The sequence below is a fragment of the Micrococcus sp. iso_239 genome, assembly GCF_056173395.1.
In genome coordinates, this window is the sequence record NZ_CM149672.1 from 412260 (window position 1) to 431239 (window position 18980).

Below are 18980 nucleotides of genomic sequence, written 5' to 3' on the forward strand. Positions count from 1 at the left end.
GTGAGGGGCGCCGTCGTGCCTCCGGGGGCGGACCGCTCAGCGGGCGATCATGCCGTGGGGGTCGATGACGAACTTCTCCAGGGACCCCTGGTCGAACTCCGCATAGGCCTGGGGTGCCTCGTCCAGGGTGATCACGCGCGGGTTGACCATCTCCGTCAGGTACGGCATCCGGTCCCACAGGATCGACATCATCAGCTGGCGGTTGTAGCGCATGATGGGCGCCTGGCCGCCGATGATGTGGGGCGACTTGATCCAGGCCTTGCCGAAGTCCACCGGGAAGGTGCCCTCCTGCTCGGCCTTCGTCTCCGCGATCGGGTTCGGCCCGTAGATGCCGATGATGCCCGTGGCGCCGCCCGGACGGGTGATGTCCAGGACCTGGTTCACGGCGGCGATCGGCTGCATCTCATCGGACGCGGAGCCCAGGCCGTGGGCCTCGGAGCCGACGCAGTCCACCGCGCAGTCCACCATCGGCTCGCCGAGGATGTCGTTCACGGCGTCCTGCAGGTTCTCCGTGGTGGAGAGGTCGATGGTCTCGCAGCCGTGCTTGCGCACCAGTTCCAGCCGCGAGGCGTCTTGATCGCCCACGATGATGCACGAGGCGCCCAGCAGCCGAGCGGCGGCCGCGGCGCACCGGCCCACGGGGCCGGCACCGGCGATGTAGACGGTGGAGCCGGGCTTGGCGCCGGCCTCCATGAGGCCGTGGAACGCCGTCGGGAGGATGTCCGAGAGCACGGTCAGATCCAGGATCTTCTCCATCGCCTGCTCCTGGTCCGGGAAGCGCAGCAGCTGGAAGTCCGCGTACGGCACGAACAGGTACTCGGCCTGCCCGCCCTGGAAGCCGCCCAGATTGAAGCCGTAGGCGGCGCAGGCCTGCTCCGGGTTGGCGGTCTCACAGATCTCGGTCCGGCCGGCGCGGCAGTTGCGGCAGCGGCCGCAGGCCACGTTGAACGGCACGGAGACGAGGTCACCCTCCTTCAGGAACTGGACGTCGCTGCCGATCTCCAGCACCTGGCCGGTCATCTCGTGACCCAGCACCATGCCCTCGGGCGCGGGGAAGGACCCGCGGTAGATGTGCAGGTCGCTGCCGCAGATGTTGGTCGCGACGATCTTGAGGATGACGCCGTGCGGGGCGGCGGAGCCGTCGGGCATCTCCAGCTTGGGGAAGTCCAGCTCGTCGACGCGCACGTCCTTGATGCCGTGGAATGCCACGGCGCGGTTCTTGGTGGTCATGGGAACTGCTGCCTTTCTGTCTCTATCGAGGCCCTGGCAGGGCGGGAGACGGGACGAACCCGAGGGGGAGTCCCGGTCCCGGGTTGTACGGACACAGTAGGGGTCGGCGGGGAGCTCGGGGAAGGGTCGCGCGCCGCCGCCCGCAGCACCCGTCACCTGGCCTCGGCCATCGTGCGGGCGTCGGAGGATCACAGGCCCCGGGGTCGTCGGCCAGAGGCACTCTCAGACCGCGGCGTCGACGCCGTGGCGGGAGCGCACCCGCCAGGCCTCGAGGACCGCGGGGTCGGTGGGCCGGGTCATCAGGCTGAGGAGGACGTACACGACGGCGGAGGCGGCCAGGCCGACGTAGATCGGCTCGTTCGCGAAGACGCCCTCGAAGGGCTCGGCGGCGTTCAGCTCGAGCCAGCCCATGGTGCCGAGGGTGCCCACCGTCCCGACCACCATGGACCACAGCGCCGCCGTGCCGGTGCCGCGCTTCCACACGAGGCCGCCGACGATCGCGACGAACAGGCCGCCCACGAGGATGTCGTACGCGATGGTCAGGGCCGCCACCACGTCCGGGACGACGATCGCCAGCCCCAGCACGACGGCGCCGAGCAGCAGCACCCAGCCGCGGTTCGAGGCGAGCTCCGCCGCGGTCTCCGTGGCCGCGTCCTCGGTGGTGGCGCCGTCCTCGGCGGCGGCGGCCTCGCCGCGGAGGATGGGGAGGATGTCGGTGCGCATCACGGTCGAGGCCGCGATGATCGCCCCTGATGCGGTGGACATCATGGCCGCGACGGCGGCCGCCAGGGCCACGCCGCCCACGCCGACGGGCAGCAGGTTCTGGGCGACCCACGCGAACACGTCGTCCGTGGTGGCGATGTCCGCGGTCACCGTGCGGGCGGCCATGCCGATCACGGCGCCGGCGACGCCGTAGGCGATGCAGTACAGCCCCGCCGTGGCGCCGCCGATCTGAGCCACGCGCGGGGAGCGGGCCGTGAAGACGCGCTGCCAGACGTCCTGGCCGATCAGCAGGCCGAGGGTGTAGATCACGAAGTAGGTGACGATCGACTGCACGCCGATCCCGTCCCAGCTGAAGAACTCGGCGCCCAGGCGCTGCTGCATGGCGCTCCAGCCGCCGGCGTTGGCCAGGGAGAGGGGGAGCATGAGGGCGAACAGGCCGATGGTCATGATGAGGAACTGGGCCATGTCGGCCAGGGTGATGGACCACATGCCGCCGAGCACGGAGTAGGCCAGCACGATGCCGCCGCCCACCAGGACGGACAGCCAGCGGTCCCAGCCGAAGAGCACCACGAAGATCGACGCGTAGGCGCCCGTGGAGGTGGCGGCGAGCATGAGCGTGTAGGCGAGCATCACGAAGGAGGAGGCGTGGGAGGCCCCGCCGCGGCCGTACCGCAGGCGCAGCATCTGCGAGACGGTGTAGATCTTCAGGCGGGCCAGGATCGGGGCGAACGCCACCGACAGGATGAGCACGCCGACGCCGATGGCGGCCACGAGCCACGCGCCGGAGAGCCCGAACTCGTACCCCAGGCCGACGCCGCCCACGGTGGCGGCGCCGCCGAGCACGACGGCGGCCATGGTGCCGGTGAACAGCACCGGCCCGAGGCGGCGGCCCGCCACGAGGTAGTCCTCCGAGCTGGCGGCGCGGGTCTTGCCCCACCAGCCGAAGGCGAGCATGCCGACCAGGTAGACGGCGACGATGGTCAGGTTGAGGGTCACGGGTGGTCCTTGGGGCGAGGGGATCCAGGGCGCCGGGATGCGGGGGCGCCGCGGGCGGGACAGGAGAGATCGGCGTGTTGCCGATCACACGATCTGGGTCTACGGTAAACACATGTTGCATCGCAGGCAACATGTCGTCCAGGGCGACGGGGCGCAGGCTCCGGGTCGAACGAGAGGAGCGCGTGTGTCCGAGCATGTCGTCCAGACACCGCCCCGCGGCACCGTGAGCACGCTCCGCATGCTCCTGATCTGGCTGGCCGCCAACCTCGTGGTCACCACGCTTCTGACGGGGACCCTCTTCCAGCCCGGGGTCTCCTATGCCACCGCCTTGACAAGCATCGTGCTCGGCACCGTCCTCGGCGCCCTCGTCCTGGTGGGGGTCGGGGTCATCGGCGCCCGCACCGGTCTGCCCACCATGGCGCTGACCCGTGCGGCCTTCGGCCACCGCGGATCTCTGTTGCCGGTGACGTTCAACGTGGTGGTCCTGATGGGGTGGTCCTGGGTGCAGGCCATGCTGGCCGGCCTCGCGGTGGACGCCCTGGTGTCCGCGGCCACCGGATTCTCCTCGCCGATGCTCTTCGCGGTCCTGTGCCAGCTCGTCGTCGTGGCCCTGGCGATCCTCGGGCACGAGGGCATCGCGCGGATCGAACCCTGGCTCGCCCTCGTGATGCTCGCCGTGATGGGCGGGATCTTCGTCACCGCCTTCCGTGCCCACGGCCCGGCCGAGCTGGCGTCGATCCCGGTGGACCCCGCAGTCGAGCTGACTCCCGCCCTCGCCTTCGATCTCGTCTTCGCCACGGCCATCTCGTGGACCGTCCTCTCCGCCGACATCACCCGGAACGCGAGCACCCCGCGAGCGGCCGCGCTGGGCTCTGGCATCGGCTACACCCTGTCCACCGTCATCGCGATGAGCCTGGGCCTCACGGCCTTCGCACACGTGCTCCTGGGCGACGCCGCGGCCACCCCCTTCGACCCGGCGACCCTCGTCGCGGCCTTCGGCTGGCCGCTGGCCGTGGTGATGTTCCTCTCGGTCATGGCCACGAACACGATGGTGGTCTACGGGATGGCGACGTCGGTTACCCACGCCTCGCTGAGCCGGCCCCTTCCGTTCGTGCCTGTCGCCCTGGTGCTCGGCGCGGTGAGCGTCATCGGTGCGATGTGGTTCGACCTGCTCACCCGCTTCACAGATTTCCTTGCGCTGATCGGCGCCTTCTTCGTGCCGGTGTTCGCCGTGATCCTCGTGGACTACGTGCTCCAGGGCCGCCGCACCACCCTGGACGTGCTCGTGGCCCGTGGCCCGCGCGCCTGGTTCCGCGGGGGTGTCCACGGGCGAGCAGTGGCCGTGTGGGTCGTCGGTGCCGCGACGTCGTGGCTGCTCACGGACGTGTGGCCCAGTCCCGTCGGTGTCACCGTCCCGGTGTTCCTCCTGAGCGCCCTGCTCTACGCCCTGCTCGCCTGGCCGCGTCATCGGCCGGAGGCCCGCCCGGAGGCCGGCGCGTCGATCGAGGGACGCCGTGGCGTCTGACTCCGTTGCCCCCCTGCTCCTCTCGCGCCCCCTGGAGGACCGCATGCCCGTGTACCCGGGCGATCCAGGTGTGCGTATCCGTCCCGCCCTCACCGTCGCCCAGGACGGGGTCGCGGTCATGGCCCTCGAGATCGGCTCGCATGCCGGCACCCACGTGGACGCCCCGTGCCACACCGTGCCGGGCGGCCGCACCGTCGAGGGGCTGACCTGGGACGAGCTGTGCGGGGACACCCTCGTCCTCGGTCTGGCCGGGCTCGCCCCCGGGGAGCCGATCTCCGCCGCGCGCCTGGCCCCCCTCCTGCCCGGCACGGATGCGCAGACGCCCGCCCGACTCCTGCTGGCCACGGGCTGGGATCGACACTGGCGCGACGGCCTCCTCCGCGCGCGTCATCCCTTCCTCACAGGAGAGGCCGCGGCCATGCTGTGGGATCGTGGCATCCGTCTGTTGGGGGTGGACATGCTCAGTCCCGATCCCACCGGGCTCGCCGGTGAGCCCGACCTTCCTGCCCACGCGGCCTTCCTCGGCGGCGACGGGATCATCGTCGAGAACCTCGTGGGGCTGGACGCGCTCCGCCCCGCAGGGGCGGCGCCGCGCGCCGACTGGTCCGCCCGCCTCCGGCTCGAGGTGCATCCGCTGCCCCTGGCCGGCGGCGACGGCTCCCCGGCCCGCGTCCTCGCCTGGCCGACGTCGGGAGGAACGCGATGAAGGCCCTCCCGCTCGAGACCACCCCGGGCCAGGCGCTGATCGGCCGCCGGCTGCGCGCGCTGCGCGAGGCGCGGCGGCTCACCGTGGCCCAGCTGGCCGAGGCGGCCGGCGTCAGCAAGGGCTTCCTCTCCCGCCTCGAGCGGGACCTGACGAGCCCGTCCGTGAGCACGCTCGTGACCCTGTGCCAGGTGCTCGGCGCGAGCCCGGGCGACGTCCTGGACGCGCCCGAGGTGACGGTCGTGCGCCTCGCCGACGCCCCCGCGGTCAACCTCGGCGGCGAGGGCATCCGCGAGCGCCTGATCACCCCGCGCGGCAGTCGCGACCTGCAGATCCTGCGCGCTGACATCGCGCCGCGCGGCCGCGGGGAGGCGGAGCTGTACACCGTGGACTGCCGCGTGGAGGCGGTGCACGTGGTCACCGGCCGCCTCGAGCTGCGGACCACCGAGGCCGTGCACCTGTTGGAGGAGGGGGACACCGTCACCTTCCCCGGCCGCGAGCCCCACTCGTGGGCCAATCCGGACGGCCACCCCGCCGTCGTGCTGTGGACCCTCGTGGGCCACGCGTGAACCGTGCGGCATGCCCGCACCGGACAGACCAGACCAGACCGACCAGACCGAATCGAACAGCCCAGAGAGGACATCCAGATGCTCGAGATCCCCCGCGTCGAGGACAACGGCCGCCTCGGCCCCGTGAATTCCGCCCTCGTGCCCCGCTACGGCGGCGCCCCCACCTACGCCCTGCTGCCGCGCCTGGACGAGGCGGCCGCGGCCGGCGTCGCCCCGGAGATCAAGGTGGTCGGCGTGCCGTTCGACGCCGGCGTCTCCTACCGCCCCGGTGCACGCTTCGGGTCCGGCCACGTGCGGCAGTCCTCGCGACTGCTGCGCCCGTACAACCCCGCCACGGACACCTCGCCCTTCGCGCAGGCCCAGGTGGTGGACGCCGGGGACATGGCGGTGAACCCGTTCGACATCGGCGAGGCCATCGAGGCGATCCAGCAGGACGCGATGGACCTCACCGAGGACGGCTCCTCGCTCATGACCATCGGCGGCGACCACACCATCGCGCTGCCGCTGTTGCGCGCCGCCTCCGCCCGCGCCGGCGAGCCCGTGGCCCTGCTGCACTTCGACGCCCACCTGGACACGTGGGACACCTACTTCGGCGCCGAGTACACCCACGGCACGCCGTTCCGCCGCGCCGTGGAGGAGGGGATCCTGGACACCGAGGCCATCTCGCATGTGGGCACGCGCGGTCCGCTCTACGGCAAGAAGGACCTCGACGACGACCACCGCATGGGCTTCGGCATCGTCACCTCCTCGGACGTGTTCCGTCAGGGCGTGGACGAGATCGTGGACCAGCTGCGCCAGCGTATCGGGGGTCGGCCGCTCTACATCTCGGTGGACATCGACGTCCTCGACCCCGCGCACGCGCCGGGCACCGGCACCCCCGAGGCCGGCGGCATCACGAGCCGCGAGCTGCTCGAGATCCTGCGTGGGCTGCGCGGGCTCGACATCGTGGGCGCAGACCTGGTGGAGGTGGCCCCGGCCTACGACCACGCCGAGCTGACCGGCGTCGCCGCCTCCCATGTGGCCTACGACCTCATCTCCCTGATGGCCGACCGCCGCGCCACCCGCGCGGCCGCCGGTGAGGAGCCGGGCCGATGACCGACGAGCAGACGACGACGGCGGCCCCGCGGCGCAACGGCGGCGACCTCGCCGTCGAGACGCTCCACGCCCTGGGTGCACGGACGGTCTTCGGCATCCCGGGCCAGCACGCCCTCGGCCTCTTCGACGCCCTGTCCCGCTCCCCGCTGGAGTTCGTCTCGAACCGCGTGGAGAACAACGCCGCCTTCGCCGCGGACGGGTACGCCCGCGCCACCGGCGAGGTCGGCGTCCTGTTCCTGTCCACCGGCCCGGGCGCGCTCACCTCGCTGGCCGGCCTGCAGGAGGCGTACGCCACGGGTGTGCCGATGCTCGTGATCGCCTCGCAGATCCCGCTGTCCGGGCTCGGCGCCCGGCGCAAGGGCATGCTGCACCAGCTGGACGACCAGAAGGCCTCGGCCCGCAACGTCACCAAGGCCCAGTTCACGGTCCACCACGCCTCGGGCATCCCGTCCGCCATCCAGGACGCGTGGGCCGAGGCCGTCACCGTGCCGCAGGGGCCGGTGTGGGTCGAGATCCCGCAGGACGTGCTGCTCGGCGAGGTCATGGTGCCCCCGGTCGAGGACGCCCTGGCCGTGCCCTACGACCACCCGCCGCGCGCCGAGCTCGTGGCCGAGTCCGTGCGCTGGCTGCGCGGGGCCGGGCGGGTGGCGATCGTGGCCGGCGGCGGCGTGCGCCGCTCCGGCCGGGCCGCGATGGCGAGCCTGCGGGAGGTCGCGGAGCTGCTCCAGGCACCCGTGGTCTGCTCGCCGGGCGGCAACACCGCCTTCCCGTGGGAGCACCCGCTCAGCCTCGGCGGCTGGGTGGAGGACCGCCTCGTCACGGACCTGCTCGAGGACGCGGAGGTGCTGCTCGTCGTGGGCTCCTCGCTCGGCGAGGTCACCTCGAACTACTTCACTCTCGAGCCGCGCGGCCGCCTCATCCAGGTGGACGCGGAGCCGCGCGTGCTGGAGACCAACCACCCCACGCTGGGTGTGCGCGCCGACGCCGGCCAGGCGCTCGAGGCCCTCGCCGCGGCGCTGCGCGAGTCGGGCTCGGTGGCGCAGGACGCCGCCGTCTGGCACGGCCGCACCCCGGCCGAGGTGGTCGCCGACGTCAACGCGCGCATCGGCGCCCGGCTCGACGCCCAGGACCTCGGCGTGGAGCGCCGGCTCCTGGCGGACATCCGCGCCGCCGTCCCGTCGACCATGCAGACGTACTGGGACATGACCATCGCCGCCTACTGGGCGTGGAACTGCTGGGACGCGCAGGACGGCGAGTTCCACTCGGCGCAGGGTGCCGGGGGGCTCGGCTACGGGTTCCCGGCCGCGTTCGGCGGCGCGGTGGGCCTGGCCCACCAGGGCCGCGCCGGGATCGACGGGCGCGTGCTCGCCGTCGCCGGCGACGGCTCGGCGATGTACTCCCTCGCCGAGCTCGCGGCCGCCCGGCAGCACGGTGCGGCGGTGACGTGGCTGATCATCGACGACGGCGGGTACGGCATCCTGCGCGAGTACATGGAGGGCGCGTTCGGCAAGGCCACGGCCACCGAGCTCGACCGGCCGGACTTCCAGGCCCTCGCCGCCTCCTTCGGCGTGCCCGCCGAGACGGTGGGAGTGGAGGACGTGCGCGGCGCGCTCGAGCGCGCGTTCCAGGCGGACGGGCCGAACGTCGTCGTGGTGCAGACCCGCCTGGCGATGTGGGCGCCGAGCCACCTGGGGGAGGCTCCGGAGGTCTGACGCGGCCCGGCGCCGGAATCGCTGACTCGACCCTGAGAGTGTGCGCCACCTTTCCAGGTGCATGTTTCAGCAACGGAGCTGGACCGGCAGGTAGTTGAGACGTCGACCGAGGCGCCGGCGGTCCCTCCCGTGTCAGAAACCGCCCAGGAGATGTCCTGGAACCATCCCGCCGATCTCACGAAAACGTCCGGCATCCGTTGTCATGCTGGCCTCTCGACGCGGCCCGCCACCCGGCGGGCGCCCCACGAGAGGAACTCCATGGCCCCCGGGCTCCCGACCCGCTCCCGCCGTCCCTTCCCCCAGGTCACCGAGGGAGACGAGGCCCCCGCCGTCACGCCCACCTTCGAGGGCCGGGCCTTCCATCGCCCCGCCGAGGACGTCGAGGACCAGGGCGCCGCCTTCGACGTCGGCACTCTCGTCTCCCGCCGCAACGCGCTGGGCATCTTCGGCGCGGGGGCGGGAGCCCTCGTCCTCGCCGCGTGCGGTGTCCAGGAGGGCGCCTCGTCCTCCTCCGGCTCGACGTCGGCGAGCGCCGGCTCCTCGTCACCCGCGGCCTCCTCCTCGTCGGCGGCGAGCGCCTCGCCGTCCGCCACCCTGACCGAGATGGTCACCGAGACCGCAGGCCCGTACCCGGGCGACGGCTCCAACGGCCCGGACGTGCTCGACGCGTCCGGCATCGAACGTTCCGACCTGACCACGAGCATCGACACGGGCACCGCCGCCGAGGGCGTCCCGCTGACGGTGACGATGAACGTGATCGACATGGCCAACGGCGACGCCGCGATGACCGGCGCCGCCGTGTACCTCTGGCACGCCGACGCGCAGGGCCGCTACTCGATGTACTCGGACGGCATCACGGAGGAGACCTACCTGCGCGGCGTCCAGGTGGTGGGCGACGACGGCACGGTCACCTTCACCACGGTGTGGCCCGGCTGCTACGACGGCCGGTGGCCCCACCTGCACTTCGAGGTGTTCCCGGACAAGGCGTCCATCACGGACGCGACGAACAACGTCCTCACCTCCCAGATCGCCATGCCCGAGGAGCAGTCCGCGCAGGTCTACGCCACCTCGGCCTACGACGGGTCCACGGAGAACTTCGCCGACGTCAGCCTCGAGACGGACAACGTCCTCTCGGACGGCTACGAGACGCAGCTGCCGCAGATCACGGGCTCCGTGGAGAAGGGCTTCGCCATCACCATCGACGTCCCGATCGACACCACCACTGAGCAGGAGCAGGGCGGGATGGGCGGGCCCGGCGGTGGCCAGCCCCCGGCGGGCGGCGAGGGCGGCCAGCCCCCGGCGCGTCCTTAAGTCCGGCGGACGTGGGCTGAGCCGTCCGGCCCAGCCCACGCGTCCTGCCGGCGGCTCAGTCGGTCTGGGACTCGTTGCGCTCGGGGTGCGGGCCGAACACGAAGTGGCGGCCGGACACGCGCTGGACGTCCACGCGGACGTAGAAGTCCTTCAGCGTCGGCACCCACGGCTCGATGCCGAGGGACTCGGCCTCCGCGATCTCCGCCTCCGTGTCCAGGCGGCGCGCGGTGCCGTGGACGAGCACGGACCAGGCCTGGTCGGCCAGGATCCCGTCGGCCTGCACCACGACGTGCGGGTTCACCGTGAGCTCGGCGAGCTTCGAGCCGGGCGCGGTGCGGAAGTAGATGGCGCCGTCGTGGGCCCGCACGTTCACCGGCACGATGTCCGGCCGCCCGTCCACGGCCAGCCCGAGGCGCGCGTGGCCCACGCGGCCCAGCAGTCGCCAGACCTGGTCCTCGTCCAGCACCAGGACGGCCTCGCCGTCCGGGTGCTCGAACATCAGGTGGTCCCCGGGCTCCGCGACCGGATCGGGGCGCTGCATCGACGGGGCGTCGTCGGTGTCATGGTGCTGCTGGGTCATCGGGGCCTCCTGGCATGCCGGGACGGGCGCCGTCGGGCGCGGCGCTGAGATCGGGCTCACATCCACTCTATACATGGTCGGTCGCCCGCGAGGCGACGATGTCACCCAGCACCGCCGCCGTCGTCGGCGCCTCGCGGCCCGGGGCGACGGCGAGCGCGAACGGGCACGTGTGGGCGCGCGGGCCGTCGTCGACGAGCCGGCCCGACGACGGCGCGGCCGGGTCCGGCGTGAGCCACCTGCCCCCGGCGCGGCGCAGGATCAGCTGCCCCGCCGCGACGTCCCAGGGCTTGGTGTCCACGTACAGCGCGGCGTCGGCCCAGCCCGCCGCCGTGTGGGCGAGCTCGAGGGCGCCGGAGACGGTGCGGCGCACGGTCGCGTGGGCGGTCACGAGCCGCCCGAAGCGGCGCAGCGCGTCCTCGCCCTCGCGCGCGAGCGCCTCGCCCGCCGGATAGGAGGTCACGAGGTTCTGGGCGCGCTCGCCGCCGGCCGGCGCCGGCCGGCCGACCTCGGCCAGCGGGCGCTCCGGCCCGTCGCCGCGGGTGAGGTAGGCGCCGTCCGCGTCGGCGGAGAACGCCAGCCGGCCCACGGGGTCCAGCACGACGCCGGCCACCACCTCGCCGTCGACCTCGGCGGCCAGGGACACCGAGAACATCGCGAAGCCGTGTGTGAAGTTGGAGGTGCCGTCGATGGGGTCGACGATCCAGGTCAGCCGGGCGGCCTCACCGGTGCCGGCCTGCGCCCCGAGCTCCTCGCCGAGCACGCCGGAGCCGGGGACCGCCGTCGTGAGCGCGGCGACGAGCCGGGCCTCGGTGTGTCGGTCGTGCACGGTGACGAGGTCGTGGTGCGTGGTCTTGGCCTCGGGCCCGATGGCGGTGGGGGAGCGGAAGGCGGCGGCGAGGTCGCCGACGACCGCGCGGGCGGCGTCGAGGGCGATCGCGCGCAGCTCGGCGGGGCGGGGCAGGGCGGGGCTCATGCCCCGAGCCTAGGCGGGGGCCCGGACACGTCGGACCGCACGCGAGACAATGGGGCCGACCCCCCCCCGAGCAGAGGAGCCGCCATGACCGAGCACCCCCTCCCGACCCCCGACGACGACGCCACCCTCACCGGCCCGCAGACCCCCACGCCCCAGCGCGTGGCCGCCGTGCGTGCGCTGCGCGAGCTGCTCGCCGCCGGCTACGGCACCGAGGCCCGGCCGATCGCCTCCTACGGCGCCCCCGCGCCCGGCACCCTCGGCGGCGTCTACCCGGACTACGACGACCGCGTGTTCCCCGGCCTCGTGGCCGCGCAGGAGCTGGCGGGCATCGACGTCGACTACCTGCGGAACGTGGACCGGGTGAGCGAGGCCGGCATCGCCGAGGCGTCCCTGGCCGACCTCGGCACGCTGTTCACCTACCTGGTGCGCGGCGAGCGGTTCGCGGACGGGCACGTGGCCGCCGCGATCGAGAACGGCAAGGTCGGCCGCATGCTGGACCGCCTGACCGCGCTGGTCCCCGAGATCCGCTGAGAGCGCACGGTGCGGAATACTGGGCGCATGCCCGCAGCCTCCGACGCCCCCACGCCCGCGCCCCGGCGCGGCCGCCTGGCCCCTTCCGGTGACCCCACTCCCGTGGAGAACGTCGCCACGCACCTGCAGGAGGGGTGGAACCGTTGGCACCGCGCCCGCGCGCTGCGTGCCGGCAACGTGCCGACGGTCATGGCGTTCACGGGCTACGGCAGCACCAGCTGGGTGCGGATCCTCTCCCGTGTGGTGATCGCCTCCGACGAGGAGTTCATGAACGGCCGTCGGCTGTCGAAGGTGGTGGCGGACGGCGTGCGCGGCTGGCGCAACTTCGTGGCCCCGCCCATGGCCTACGCCGAGGTGGAGGTGCAGGTGGGGGACCTGCGCACCACGGTGCGCACGGACCGGATGGGCGTCGTCGACGTCGTGCTGGACGTCGAGCTGGAGCCCGGCTGGCAGACCGCCACCCTCCACGTCGGCGGCCAAGAGGAGCACGCCGTCATGGACCTGTACATCTGCGAGCCGGGCGCGCGGATCGGCCTGGTCTCGGACATCGACGACACCGTGGTGGTCACCTCGCTGCCCCGCCCCCTGCTGGCGGCCTGGAACTCGTTCGTGATCGACGAGCACGCCCGCACGCCCACTCCGGGGATCGCCGTGCTGCTGCGCCGGATCGCCGAGCTCGAGCCGAAGGCCCCCGTGCTGTACCTGTCCACGGGCGCGTGGAACGTGGCGCAGACCCTCACCCGCTTCCTGGGCCGCAACCTCTACCCGCTCGGCGCTCTGCTGCTGACCAGCTGGGGGCCCACGAGGGACCGCTGGTTCCGTTCCGGTCAGGAGCACAAGAGGGTCCAGCTCGAGCGCCTCGCCGAGCAGTTCCCGGACATCCAGTGGATCCTGGTGGGCGACGACGGCCAGCACGACCCCGAGATCTACGCCGAGTTCGCGCAGCGCCACCCCGACCGGGTCAAGGCGATCGTCATCCGGCAGCTGACCCCCTCGCAGGCGCTGCTCGCGGGCGGTCGGGCGGAGGACACCCGCCATTCCACCCCGGGCATCCCGTGGTGCTACGGCCCGGACGGGGCCACGCTGTCCAATCAGCTCGAGGACCTGGGCATCCTGCCCGTCGAGTTCGTGGACGTGCAGCCCGAGGCCTGGCGCGAGGACATCCTCGGCGACGACGAGGCGCCGGCGACCCTCGACGCCGCGGCGCAGCGCGACGGCCGGTCCGCGGACGAGGAGGCCGCCCGATGACCGCCTCGCGCTCCGTCGAGGTCCGCATCCCGCTGCGCTGGGCGGACATGGACGCCTACGGCCACGTGAACAACATCGCCGTGGTGCAGCTGCTGGAGGAGGCCCGCGTGGCGGCCTTCGGCGTGCCCGCGAACACCGGCGCCGGTGGCGGGCAGGCCCCGCCGATCGACCTGCTCGAGGGGGTGGCCCCCGGTGTGCGGACGTTCATCTCCGAGCACACCGTGAAGTACCGGGCCCAGATGCCCTACCGCCCCGTGCCACTGCGCGTGGTGGTGAGCGTGGACGCCGTGAAGGCCGCCTCGGTGCACGTGGGCTACGCCCTGCACGACGGCGTCGACGACACCCTCTGCGCCACCGCGACGTCCGTCATGGTGTTCGTCGACGGGCAGACGGGCCGCCCCGTGCGCATCAGCCCCGAGCAGCGGGCGGCCCTGGCCGGCTGAGGTGGGCCGAGGTGGGCTGCTGACCGCCTGGCAGCCGCCCAGCGACATCACCGCCGTGCAGCACGGCTGTGATGTCGCAGAGCGGAGGTCGAACGCTCGGGCTCGCGGAGGTCGGGACCGGGCCCGTGGGACGGCCGTGGATCAGACCGAGCGGGGGACGCCCGCGGCGGTGAGGATCCGCGCCAGCCGGTCCGGCCGCAGGAGGTCTCCCCACGTCCAATGCGCGCCCGCCCGGGTGACCAGCTGCAGGGCCACCTCCCGTTCCTTCTCCCGGCGGATGCTGGCGCGGCGGGCCGTGTCGTCACCGTCGAAGAACGACAGGTCGTACTTGCCCAGCCCGTCGAACTCCCCGTACACCCGCACCTGCTCCCACCAGAAGTCCGTGCGGGCCACCTCGCGTCCGTTCGCATCCCGGTGGCGATGCTGCAGCGCCGTGGGCGGGACGAAGCCGAGCTCGTGGATGCTGGCCCGGCTGTAGGACTCGCCGGCGGATTCCGCCCGCGCGTCCGCGAAGTGCCAGGCCCGCTCGAATCGGCGGAGGGCGGCCGCGGATTTGAGTCGGCTCTCCGCCTGCCTCGCCCAGCGTGCGGCCTCCTCGGGCCGGGCTCGGACGAGCGCGTCCAGCGGGGCCACGGCGTCGCGGAACGGGGTGGCCGCCCCCAGCACCAGCAGCACCGTGGGCAGCGGATCCGCCAGGACGGTCCCCAGGCTCTGCCCGTCCGACAGGACGGCCTCGACCGGCTGAGGCGCGGCGGGGGCCGCCTCCGGCAGCCCCCACCGGGGTCGGCGGCGCGGCGGGACGGGAAGCCGGCGATCGTGGGCCACCACGGAGGGGGCGAAGGGACGGCGGGTCAGCGGACCGGCGCCGTGATGCCCGGGCGAGGGGGCGCGCAGCTCGAGCACGGGCGGCTCGACGGCCGGCCCCAGACCGTGCAACCGGGCCGCGGTCAGGCCCGTGAACACCGTCGCGGGGCGGGCGATCGAGAGGGCGACGGCGGACACGACCGCCCTGTCCCACGGACGCAGCGCGGCCCAGTCGCTGACGCTGATGTAGACGCGCGGGCAGAGCCGCACGAGGACCCCGCGGGTCCAGGCGCGTTCGAGACGGCGCCGCGCCGCCCCGTCGTGAGGGTCCGCCGCGCTGAGCAGGGGCCCGCGTCCCGGGAGCAGCGCACGCGAGTGGTCGGAGAGCAGGGTCATGCGGCCCAGTCTCGTGGGCCCGTCGGGGGCGCGACGGGTCGGCCGCGCCGGCGGTGGAGGGCACCCGACGTCGGGGGGCCTGTGCAGGAGCCGGGCGCCCTTGAGCGACCGCCGCCCTGCGACATCACCGCGCGTCAGAACGGCGGTGATGTCGCAGGGCGGCGGAGGATCACGGAAGGGACAGGGCCGGGCCTCAGACCACGCCCTGGGCGATCATCGCGTCGGCGACCTTGATGAACCCGGCGATGTTCGCCCCCGCCACGTAGTTGCCGGGCGTGCCGTACTCCTCGGCGGTCTCCACGCAGCGGTCGTGGATGTCGCGCATGATCTGCTCGAGCCGGTCGTGGGTGTAGTCGAAGCTCCACGAGTCCCGCGAGGCGTTCTGCTGCATCTCCAGCGCCGACGTCGCCACGCCGCCCGCGTTGGCGGCCTTGCCCGGGCCGAACAGCGTCCCGGAGTCGACGAACAGGTGGGCGGCCGCCTCGGTGCAGGGCATGTTCGCGCCCTCGGCCACGGCCTTCACCCCGTTCTTCAGCAGGGTCCGCGCGGCGGACTCGTCGAGCTCGTTCTGGGTGGCACACGGCAGGGCCACGGTGCCCTCGACGTCCCAGACGCTGCCGCCGGTCACGTAGCGGGACCGCCCGCCGCGGCGCTCGGCGTACTCGGAGATGCGGGCACGCTCGACCTCCTTGATCTGCTTGAGCAGGTCCAGGTCGAGGCCGTCCGGGTCCACGATGTAGCCCGAGGAGTCGGACGCGGTGAGCACGGTGGCCCCGAGCGCGGCGGCCTTCTCCGCGGCGTAGATGGCCACGTTGCCGGAGCCGGAGATCAGCACCTGCTGACCGTCCATGGATTCGCCGCGCGTGCGCAGCATGGAGTCGACGAACATCACGGCGCCGTAGCCGGTGGCCTCAGTGCGGACCAGCGAGCCGCCCCACGTCAGGCCCTTGCCGGTGAGGGCGCCGGCCTCGAAGCGGTTGGTCAGTCGCTTGTACTGGCCGAACATGTAGCCGATCTCGCGGGCGCCCACGCCGATGTCACCGGCCGGCACGTCCGTGTGCTCACCGATGTGGCGATGCAGCTCCGTCATGAAGGACTGGCAGAACCGCATGATCTCGCGGTCGGACTTGCCGGCGGGGTCGAAGTCCGAGCCGCCCTTGCCGCCGCCGATCGGCATGCCGGTGAGCGAGTTCTTGAAGATCTGCTCGAAGCCCAGGAACTTGACGATCCCGAGGTACACGGAGGGGTGGAAACGCAGCCCGCCCTTGTACGGGCCGAGCGCCGAGTTGAACTCCACGCGGAACCCGCGGTTGACCTGCACGACGCCGGCGTCGTCGATCCACGGGACGCGGAAGATGATCTGGCGCTCCGGCTCGCAGAGGCGGTGCATGACCCCGGCCTCGACGTACTGGGGGTGGCGCTGCATCACCGGTCCCAGCGCCTCGAACACCTCGGACACCGCCTGGTGGAACTCGGCCTCGCCGGGGTTGCGCGCGAACACTTCGTCGCGCAGGGTCTCCAGAGACTCATTCATGGTGTCCTCCTCGGACGTCGGGGTAGAGACGCCCCGCGGTGCCCCCCGTGGCGCGCCGCGGTCGGAGGAGGCCGCGGTGCCTGACGCCCATCCTGACAGGGAGCGCGCTCTGTTACCGAAATGAGACGCGGGCCACCCCGGGCCCCGCGTTCGGCTCAGCGCGGCGGCGCCGCCTCGGTGTCGATGCTGGCCTGCTGGCTCTCGCTGTAGCGCGGGCCCGCCACGGTCGCGTCATTGACGAGGTCGTCCAGCCGGGCGACGTCGGCCGGGGTCAGCCGCACCGCGTGCGCGCCCCGGTTCTCGAGCCAGTGCTCCCACGAGGTGGTGCCCGGGATCGCCAGGACGTCCTCGCCCTGGGCCAGGACCCAGGCGACGGCGAGCCCCGCCGTGCTCGTCCCGAGCCGGACGGCCTCGGCCGAGAGCGCCTCGCGCAGCGACAGGTTGGCCTCGTAGTGGCCCTCGGCGAAGCGGGGCAGCCGGTGCCGCAGATCTCCCGCGTCCAGCCGGTCCAGCCGCGGCGGCGCGTCCGTGAGGAGGCCGCGGCTGACGGGGGAGAAGGCCACGAAGGCGGTCCCGTGGCGGCGGCACGCCTCGAGCACGCCCCCTTCGGGGTTGCGGGTGGCGAGGGAGTACTCGGACTGCACGGCCGCGATCGGGTGGACGGCCACGGCCCGGGTCAGGGTGACGGCCGAGACCTCGGACAGGCCGATCGCCCCGATCTTGCCCTCCGTGACGGCCTCTGCGAGCGCCCCCACGGACTCCTCGACGGGGACCTCCGGGTCCAGCCGGTGCAGGTAGTACAGGTCGATCCGGTCCTGGCCGAGCCGGCGCAGTGAGGCGTCCACGTGCGCGCGCAGTGTCTCCGGGCGGCCGTCGATCCGCCGCTGCCCGTCCCGCACGAGCCCGCCCTTGGAGGCGAGCAGCACGCGCTCGCGGACGTCCGACCCCGCCCGGGCGAGCGTGCGCCCCACGAGCTCCTCGCTGCGGCCGCCGCCGTAGAGGGTGGCGGTGTCCAGGTGGTCGGTGCCGTCGTCCAGCACGCGGGTGAGCAGGTCGACGGCGGCGTCGTCGTCGAGGAATCCGGAGTAGCCGTGCACGATGTTCATGCATCCGAGGCCGACGGGGTGCACGTCCTTGCCGGCGAGGCGGCGGGGCGCGGCGGGATCGGGCAGGGGGCCGGGCTCGGAGGGGCGGGGGTGCGGGGTGGCGTCCATGCCCGCCACCCTAGCCACGACTCCGGACGCGAGACCCGGGCCGCCCGGCGCCCGCCCGGTGTCCGTCCCGGGGTTCAGCCGAACACGCGCGCGGCCAGCAGCGACGGCGCCGTCAGCAGCCGGCGGGCCAGCTCCACGCGGCGGCGCTCCTGCACCGCGATCGCCTTCTCGTAGTAGCCCACGAGCTGCTCGCACAGCACCGGCCAGGTCCGGCCCTGCACCGACGCCCACGCCGCGTCGGCGAACGCGGCCCGCTTGACGTCGTCGTACACGAGGTCCGCGACGTGGCGGCGCAGCTCGTCCAGCTCGCCGGGCGGGTAGAGCCAGCCGGTGCGGGAGGCGTCCACGATGTCGAGGGGGCCGCCGCGGCCGACGGCGACGACGGGCACGCCCGAGGCCATCGCCTCCTGCAGCGTCTGGCCGAAGGTGTCGGACTCGCCGGGGTGCACGAACAGGTCCAGGCTGGCCACGTGGCGCGCGAGGTCCTCGCCCCCCTGGAAGCCGGCGAAGTGCGCGCCGGGCAGCTCCCGCTCGAGCTGTTCGCGCAGCGGCCCGGAGCCGATGACCACGAGGCGGGTGCCCGGCAGGTCCGAGAGCACCCGCAGGTCCCCGACCTGCTTCTCGTGCGCCAGCCGCCCCACGAAGCCCACGAGCTTCTCGCCGTTCGGGGCGAGCTCGGCGCGCAGCGCCTCGTCCCGCTTGGCGGGATGGAATCGGCGGGAGTCGACGCCGCGGCCCCACAGGTGCACGCGTCGCACCCCCTGGCGGTGCAGCTGCCGGACGGTGAACGACGACGGCGCGAGCGTCAGCGTGGCCATGTTGTGCAGGCGCGCCACGTGGCTCCACAGGACGTCCTCCAGCCACGGGGCGCCGTACCGGGCCGCGTAGCCGGGGACCTCGGTCTGGTAGACGGCCACGGAGGGGATGCCGAGCTCCTCGGCCGCCTGCACCGCGCGCCAGCCCAGCACGAAGGGGGAGGCGATGTGCACCACGTCCGGGGCGAAGTCGGCGAGCATGCCGCGCAGCCGGCCCACCGTGCCGGCGGCCACCCGCACGGAGGTGTACCCGGTCAGGGGCACGGAGGGCAGGGTGCGCACGGGGAAGCCCTCGACCTCGCGGGGGGCCTCACCGGCGCCCGCGCGTTGGGTCCACCCGGCGGACCACGAGGCGGCCGGGGCGACCACCATCGCCTCGTCGCCCCGTTCCCGCAGGTGCCGCAGCACCTGGAGGATGGAGTTGGTGACCCCGTTCATATGGGGCAGGAACGATTCGGCGACCACGACGACACGCACGTGGCCGACGCTAAGGACCCCGGACCACGGCCGGGACACCCGCCGACGACGGCCCGGTGACCCCGCGGTGAACTCTCGGGGCGCGTGACGGTCGTCGCACC

At 73.4% G+C, this 18980-nt stretch carries 17 protein-coding genes; 9 read left to right on the top strand and 8 right to left on the bottom strand.

The features are described from left to right. Positions 1-36: 36 nt before the first annotated feature. Positions 37-1230 carry an alcohol dehydrogenase catalytic domain-containing protein gene (locus AC0VX2_RS01890; RefSeq protein ID WP_101965711.1) on the bottom strand — a complete coding sequence of 398 codons (1194 nt, stop codon included), beginning with the start codon at positions 1228-1230 and terminating at the stop codon, positions 37-39. A gap of 222 nt (positions 1231-1452) precedes the next feature. Further along, positions 1453-2949, bottom strand: a complete 1497-nt coding sequence (locus AC0VX2_RS01895) for a sodium:solute symporter family transporter (RefSeq protein ID WP_101965712.1) — start codon at positions 2947-2949, stop codon at positions 1453-1455. 184 nt (positions 2950-3133) lie between these two features. On the opposite strand from AC0VX2_RS01895, the gene AC0VX2_RS01900 reads away from it, so the two are divergent. The 6 genes from AC0VX2_RS01900 to AC0VX2_RS01925 all read left to right on the top strand — a co-directional run bounded on the left by AC0VX2_RS01900 (position 3134) and on the right by AC0VX2_RS01925 (position 9864). After that, positions 3134-4474, top strand: a complete 1341-nt coding sequence (locus AC0VX2_RS01900; RefSeq protein ID WP_060973602.1) for a purine-cytosine permease family protein — start codon at positions 3134-3136, stop codon at positions 4472-4474. Continuing rightward, positions 4464-5180 carry a cyclase family protein gene (locus AC0VX2_RS01905; protein WP_020626407.1) on the top strand — a complete coding sequence of 239 codons (717 nt, stop codon included), beginning with the start codon at positions 4464-4466 and terminating at the stop codon, positions 5178-5180. Before AC0VX2_RS01900 ends, AC0VX2_RS01905 begins: the two co-directional genes overlap by 11 nt. Further along, a complete protein-coding gene (locus AC0VX2_RS01910) occupies positions 5177-5746 on the top strand; it encodes an XRE family transcriptional regulator (RefSeq protein ID WP_101965713.1) in 570 nt (189 codons plus the stop codon). The genes AC0VX2_RS01905 and AC0VX2_RS01910 overlap by 4 nt, the downstream gene beginning before the upstream one ends. A gap of 78 nt (positions 5747-5824) precedes the next feature. After that, the gene (gene speB / locus AC0VX2_RS01915) at positions 5825-6841 is read left to right on the top strand and encodes an agmatinase (protein WP_101965714.1); all 1017 of its coding nucleotides are present in this window, start codon (positions 5825-5827) and stop codon (positions 6839-6841) included. Continuing rightward, positions 6838-8553, top strand: coding sequence for a thiamine pyrophosphate-binding protein (locus AC0VX2_RS01920; RefSeq protein WP_101965715.1), 1716 nt, complete (start codon positions 6838-6840; stop codon positions 8551-8553). The genes speB and AC0VX2_RS01920 overlap by 4 nt, the downstream gene beginning before the upstream one ends. A 258-nt stretch (positions 8554-8811) precedes the next feature. After that, positions 8812-9864, top strand: a complete 1053-nt coding sequence (locus tag AC0VX2_RS01925; RefSeq protein WP_101965716.1) for a dioxygenase family protein — start codon at positions 8812-8814, stop codon at positions 9862-9864. Positions 9865-9919: 55 nt separating this feature from the next. Here the strand turns inward: AC0VX2_RS01925 and AC0VX2_RS01930 are convergent, their stop codons facing one another. Further along, complete coding sequence (locus AC0VX2_RS01930) at positions 9920-10444, bottom strand: pyridoxamine 5'-phosphate oxidase family protein (RefSeq protein ID WP_080981685.1); 525 nt, start codon at positions 10442-10444, stop codon at positions 9920-9922. A 67-nt stretch (positions 10445-10511) separates the two neighbouring features. Then, entirely contained in the window at positions 10512-11417 is a 906-nt protein-coding gene (locus tag AC0VX2_RS01935; RefSeq protein ID WP_020621600.1) for an inositol monophosphatase family protein, read from the bottom strand. Positions 11418-11501: 84 nt separating this feature from the next. On the opposite strand from AC0VX2_RS01935, the gene AC0VX2_RS01940 reads away from it, so the two are divergent. The 3 genes from AC0VX2_RS01940 to AC0VX2_RS01950 are packed head-to-tail and all read left to right on the top strand — an operon-like array spanning position 11502 to position 13639. Beyond that, positions 11502-11948, top strand: coding sequence for a DUF6508 domain-containing protein (locus tag AC0VX2_RS01940; protein WP_020621601.1), 447 nt, complete (start codon positions 11502-11504; stop codon positions 11946-11948). 27 nt (positions 11949-11975) lie between these two features. Further along, positions 11976-13196, top strand: coding sequence for an App1 family protein (locus tag AC0VX2_RS01945; protein ID WP_043275839.1), 1221 nt, complete (start codon positions 11976-11978; stop codon positions 13194-13196). After that, positions 13193-13639, top strand: coding sequence for an acyl-CoA thioesterase (locus AC0VX2_RS01950; protein ID WP_002853740.1), 447 nt, complete (start codon positions 13193-13195; stop codon positions 13637-13639). Before AC0VX2_RS01945 ends, AC0VX2_RS01950 begins: the two co-directional genes overlap by 4 nt. A gap of 141 nt (positions 13640-13780) precedes the next feature. On the opposite strand, the gene AC0VX2_RS01955 is transcribed toward AC0VX2_RS01950, so the two are convergent. From AC0VX2_RS01955 to AC0VX2_RS01970, 4 genes are all read right to left on the bottom strand, one after another. After that, the gene (locus AC0VX2_RS01955; RefSeq protein WP_020621603.1) at positions 13781-14839 is read right to left on the bottom strand and encodes a hypothetical protein; all 1059 of its coding nucleotides are present in this window, start codon (positions 14837-14839) and stop codon (positions 13781-13783) included. 193 nt (positions 14840-15032) lie between these two features. Next, positions 15033-16373, bottom strand: coding sequence for an NADP-specific glutamate dehydrogenase (gene gdhA, locus AC0VX2_RS01960; RefSeq protein WP_036382024.1), 1341 nt, complete (start codon positions 16371-16373; stop codon positions 15033-15035). A gap of 155 nt (positions 16374-16528) precedes the next feature. Further along, positions 16529-17587: an aldo/keto reductase gene (locus AC0VX2_RS01965; RefSeq protein WP_144862142.1), complete on the bottom strand. Its 1059-nt coding sequence runs from the start codon at positions 17585-17587 to the stop codon at positions 16529-16531. A 74-nt stretch (positions 17588-17661) separates the two neighbouring features. Further along, positions 17662-18879, bottom strand: a complete 1218-nt coding sequence (locus tag AC0VX2_RS01970) for a glycosyltransferase family 4 protein (RefSeq protein WP_061866968.1) — start codon at positions 18877-18879, stop codon at positions 17662-17664. Positions 18880-18980 lie beyond the last annotated feature (101 nt).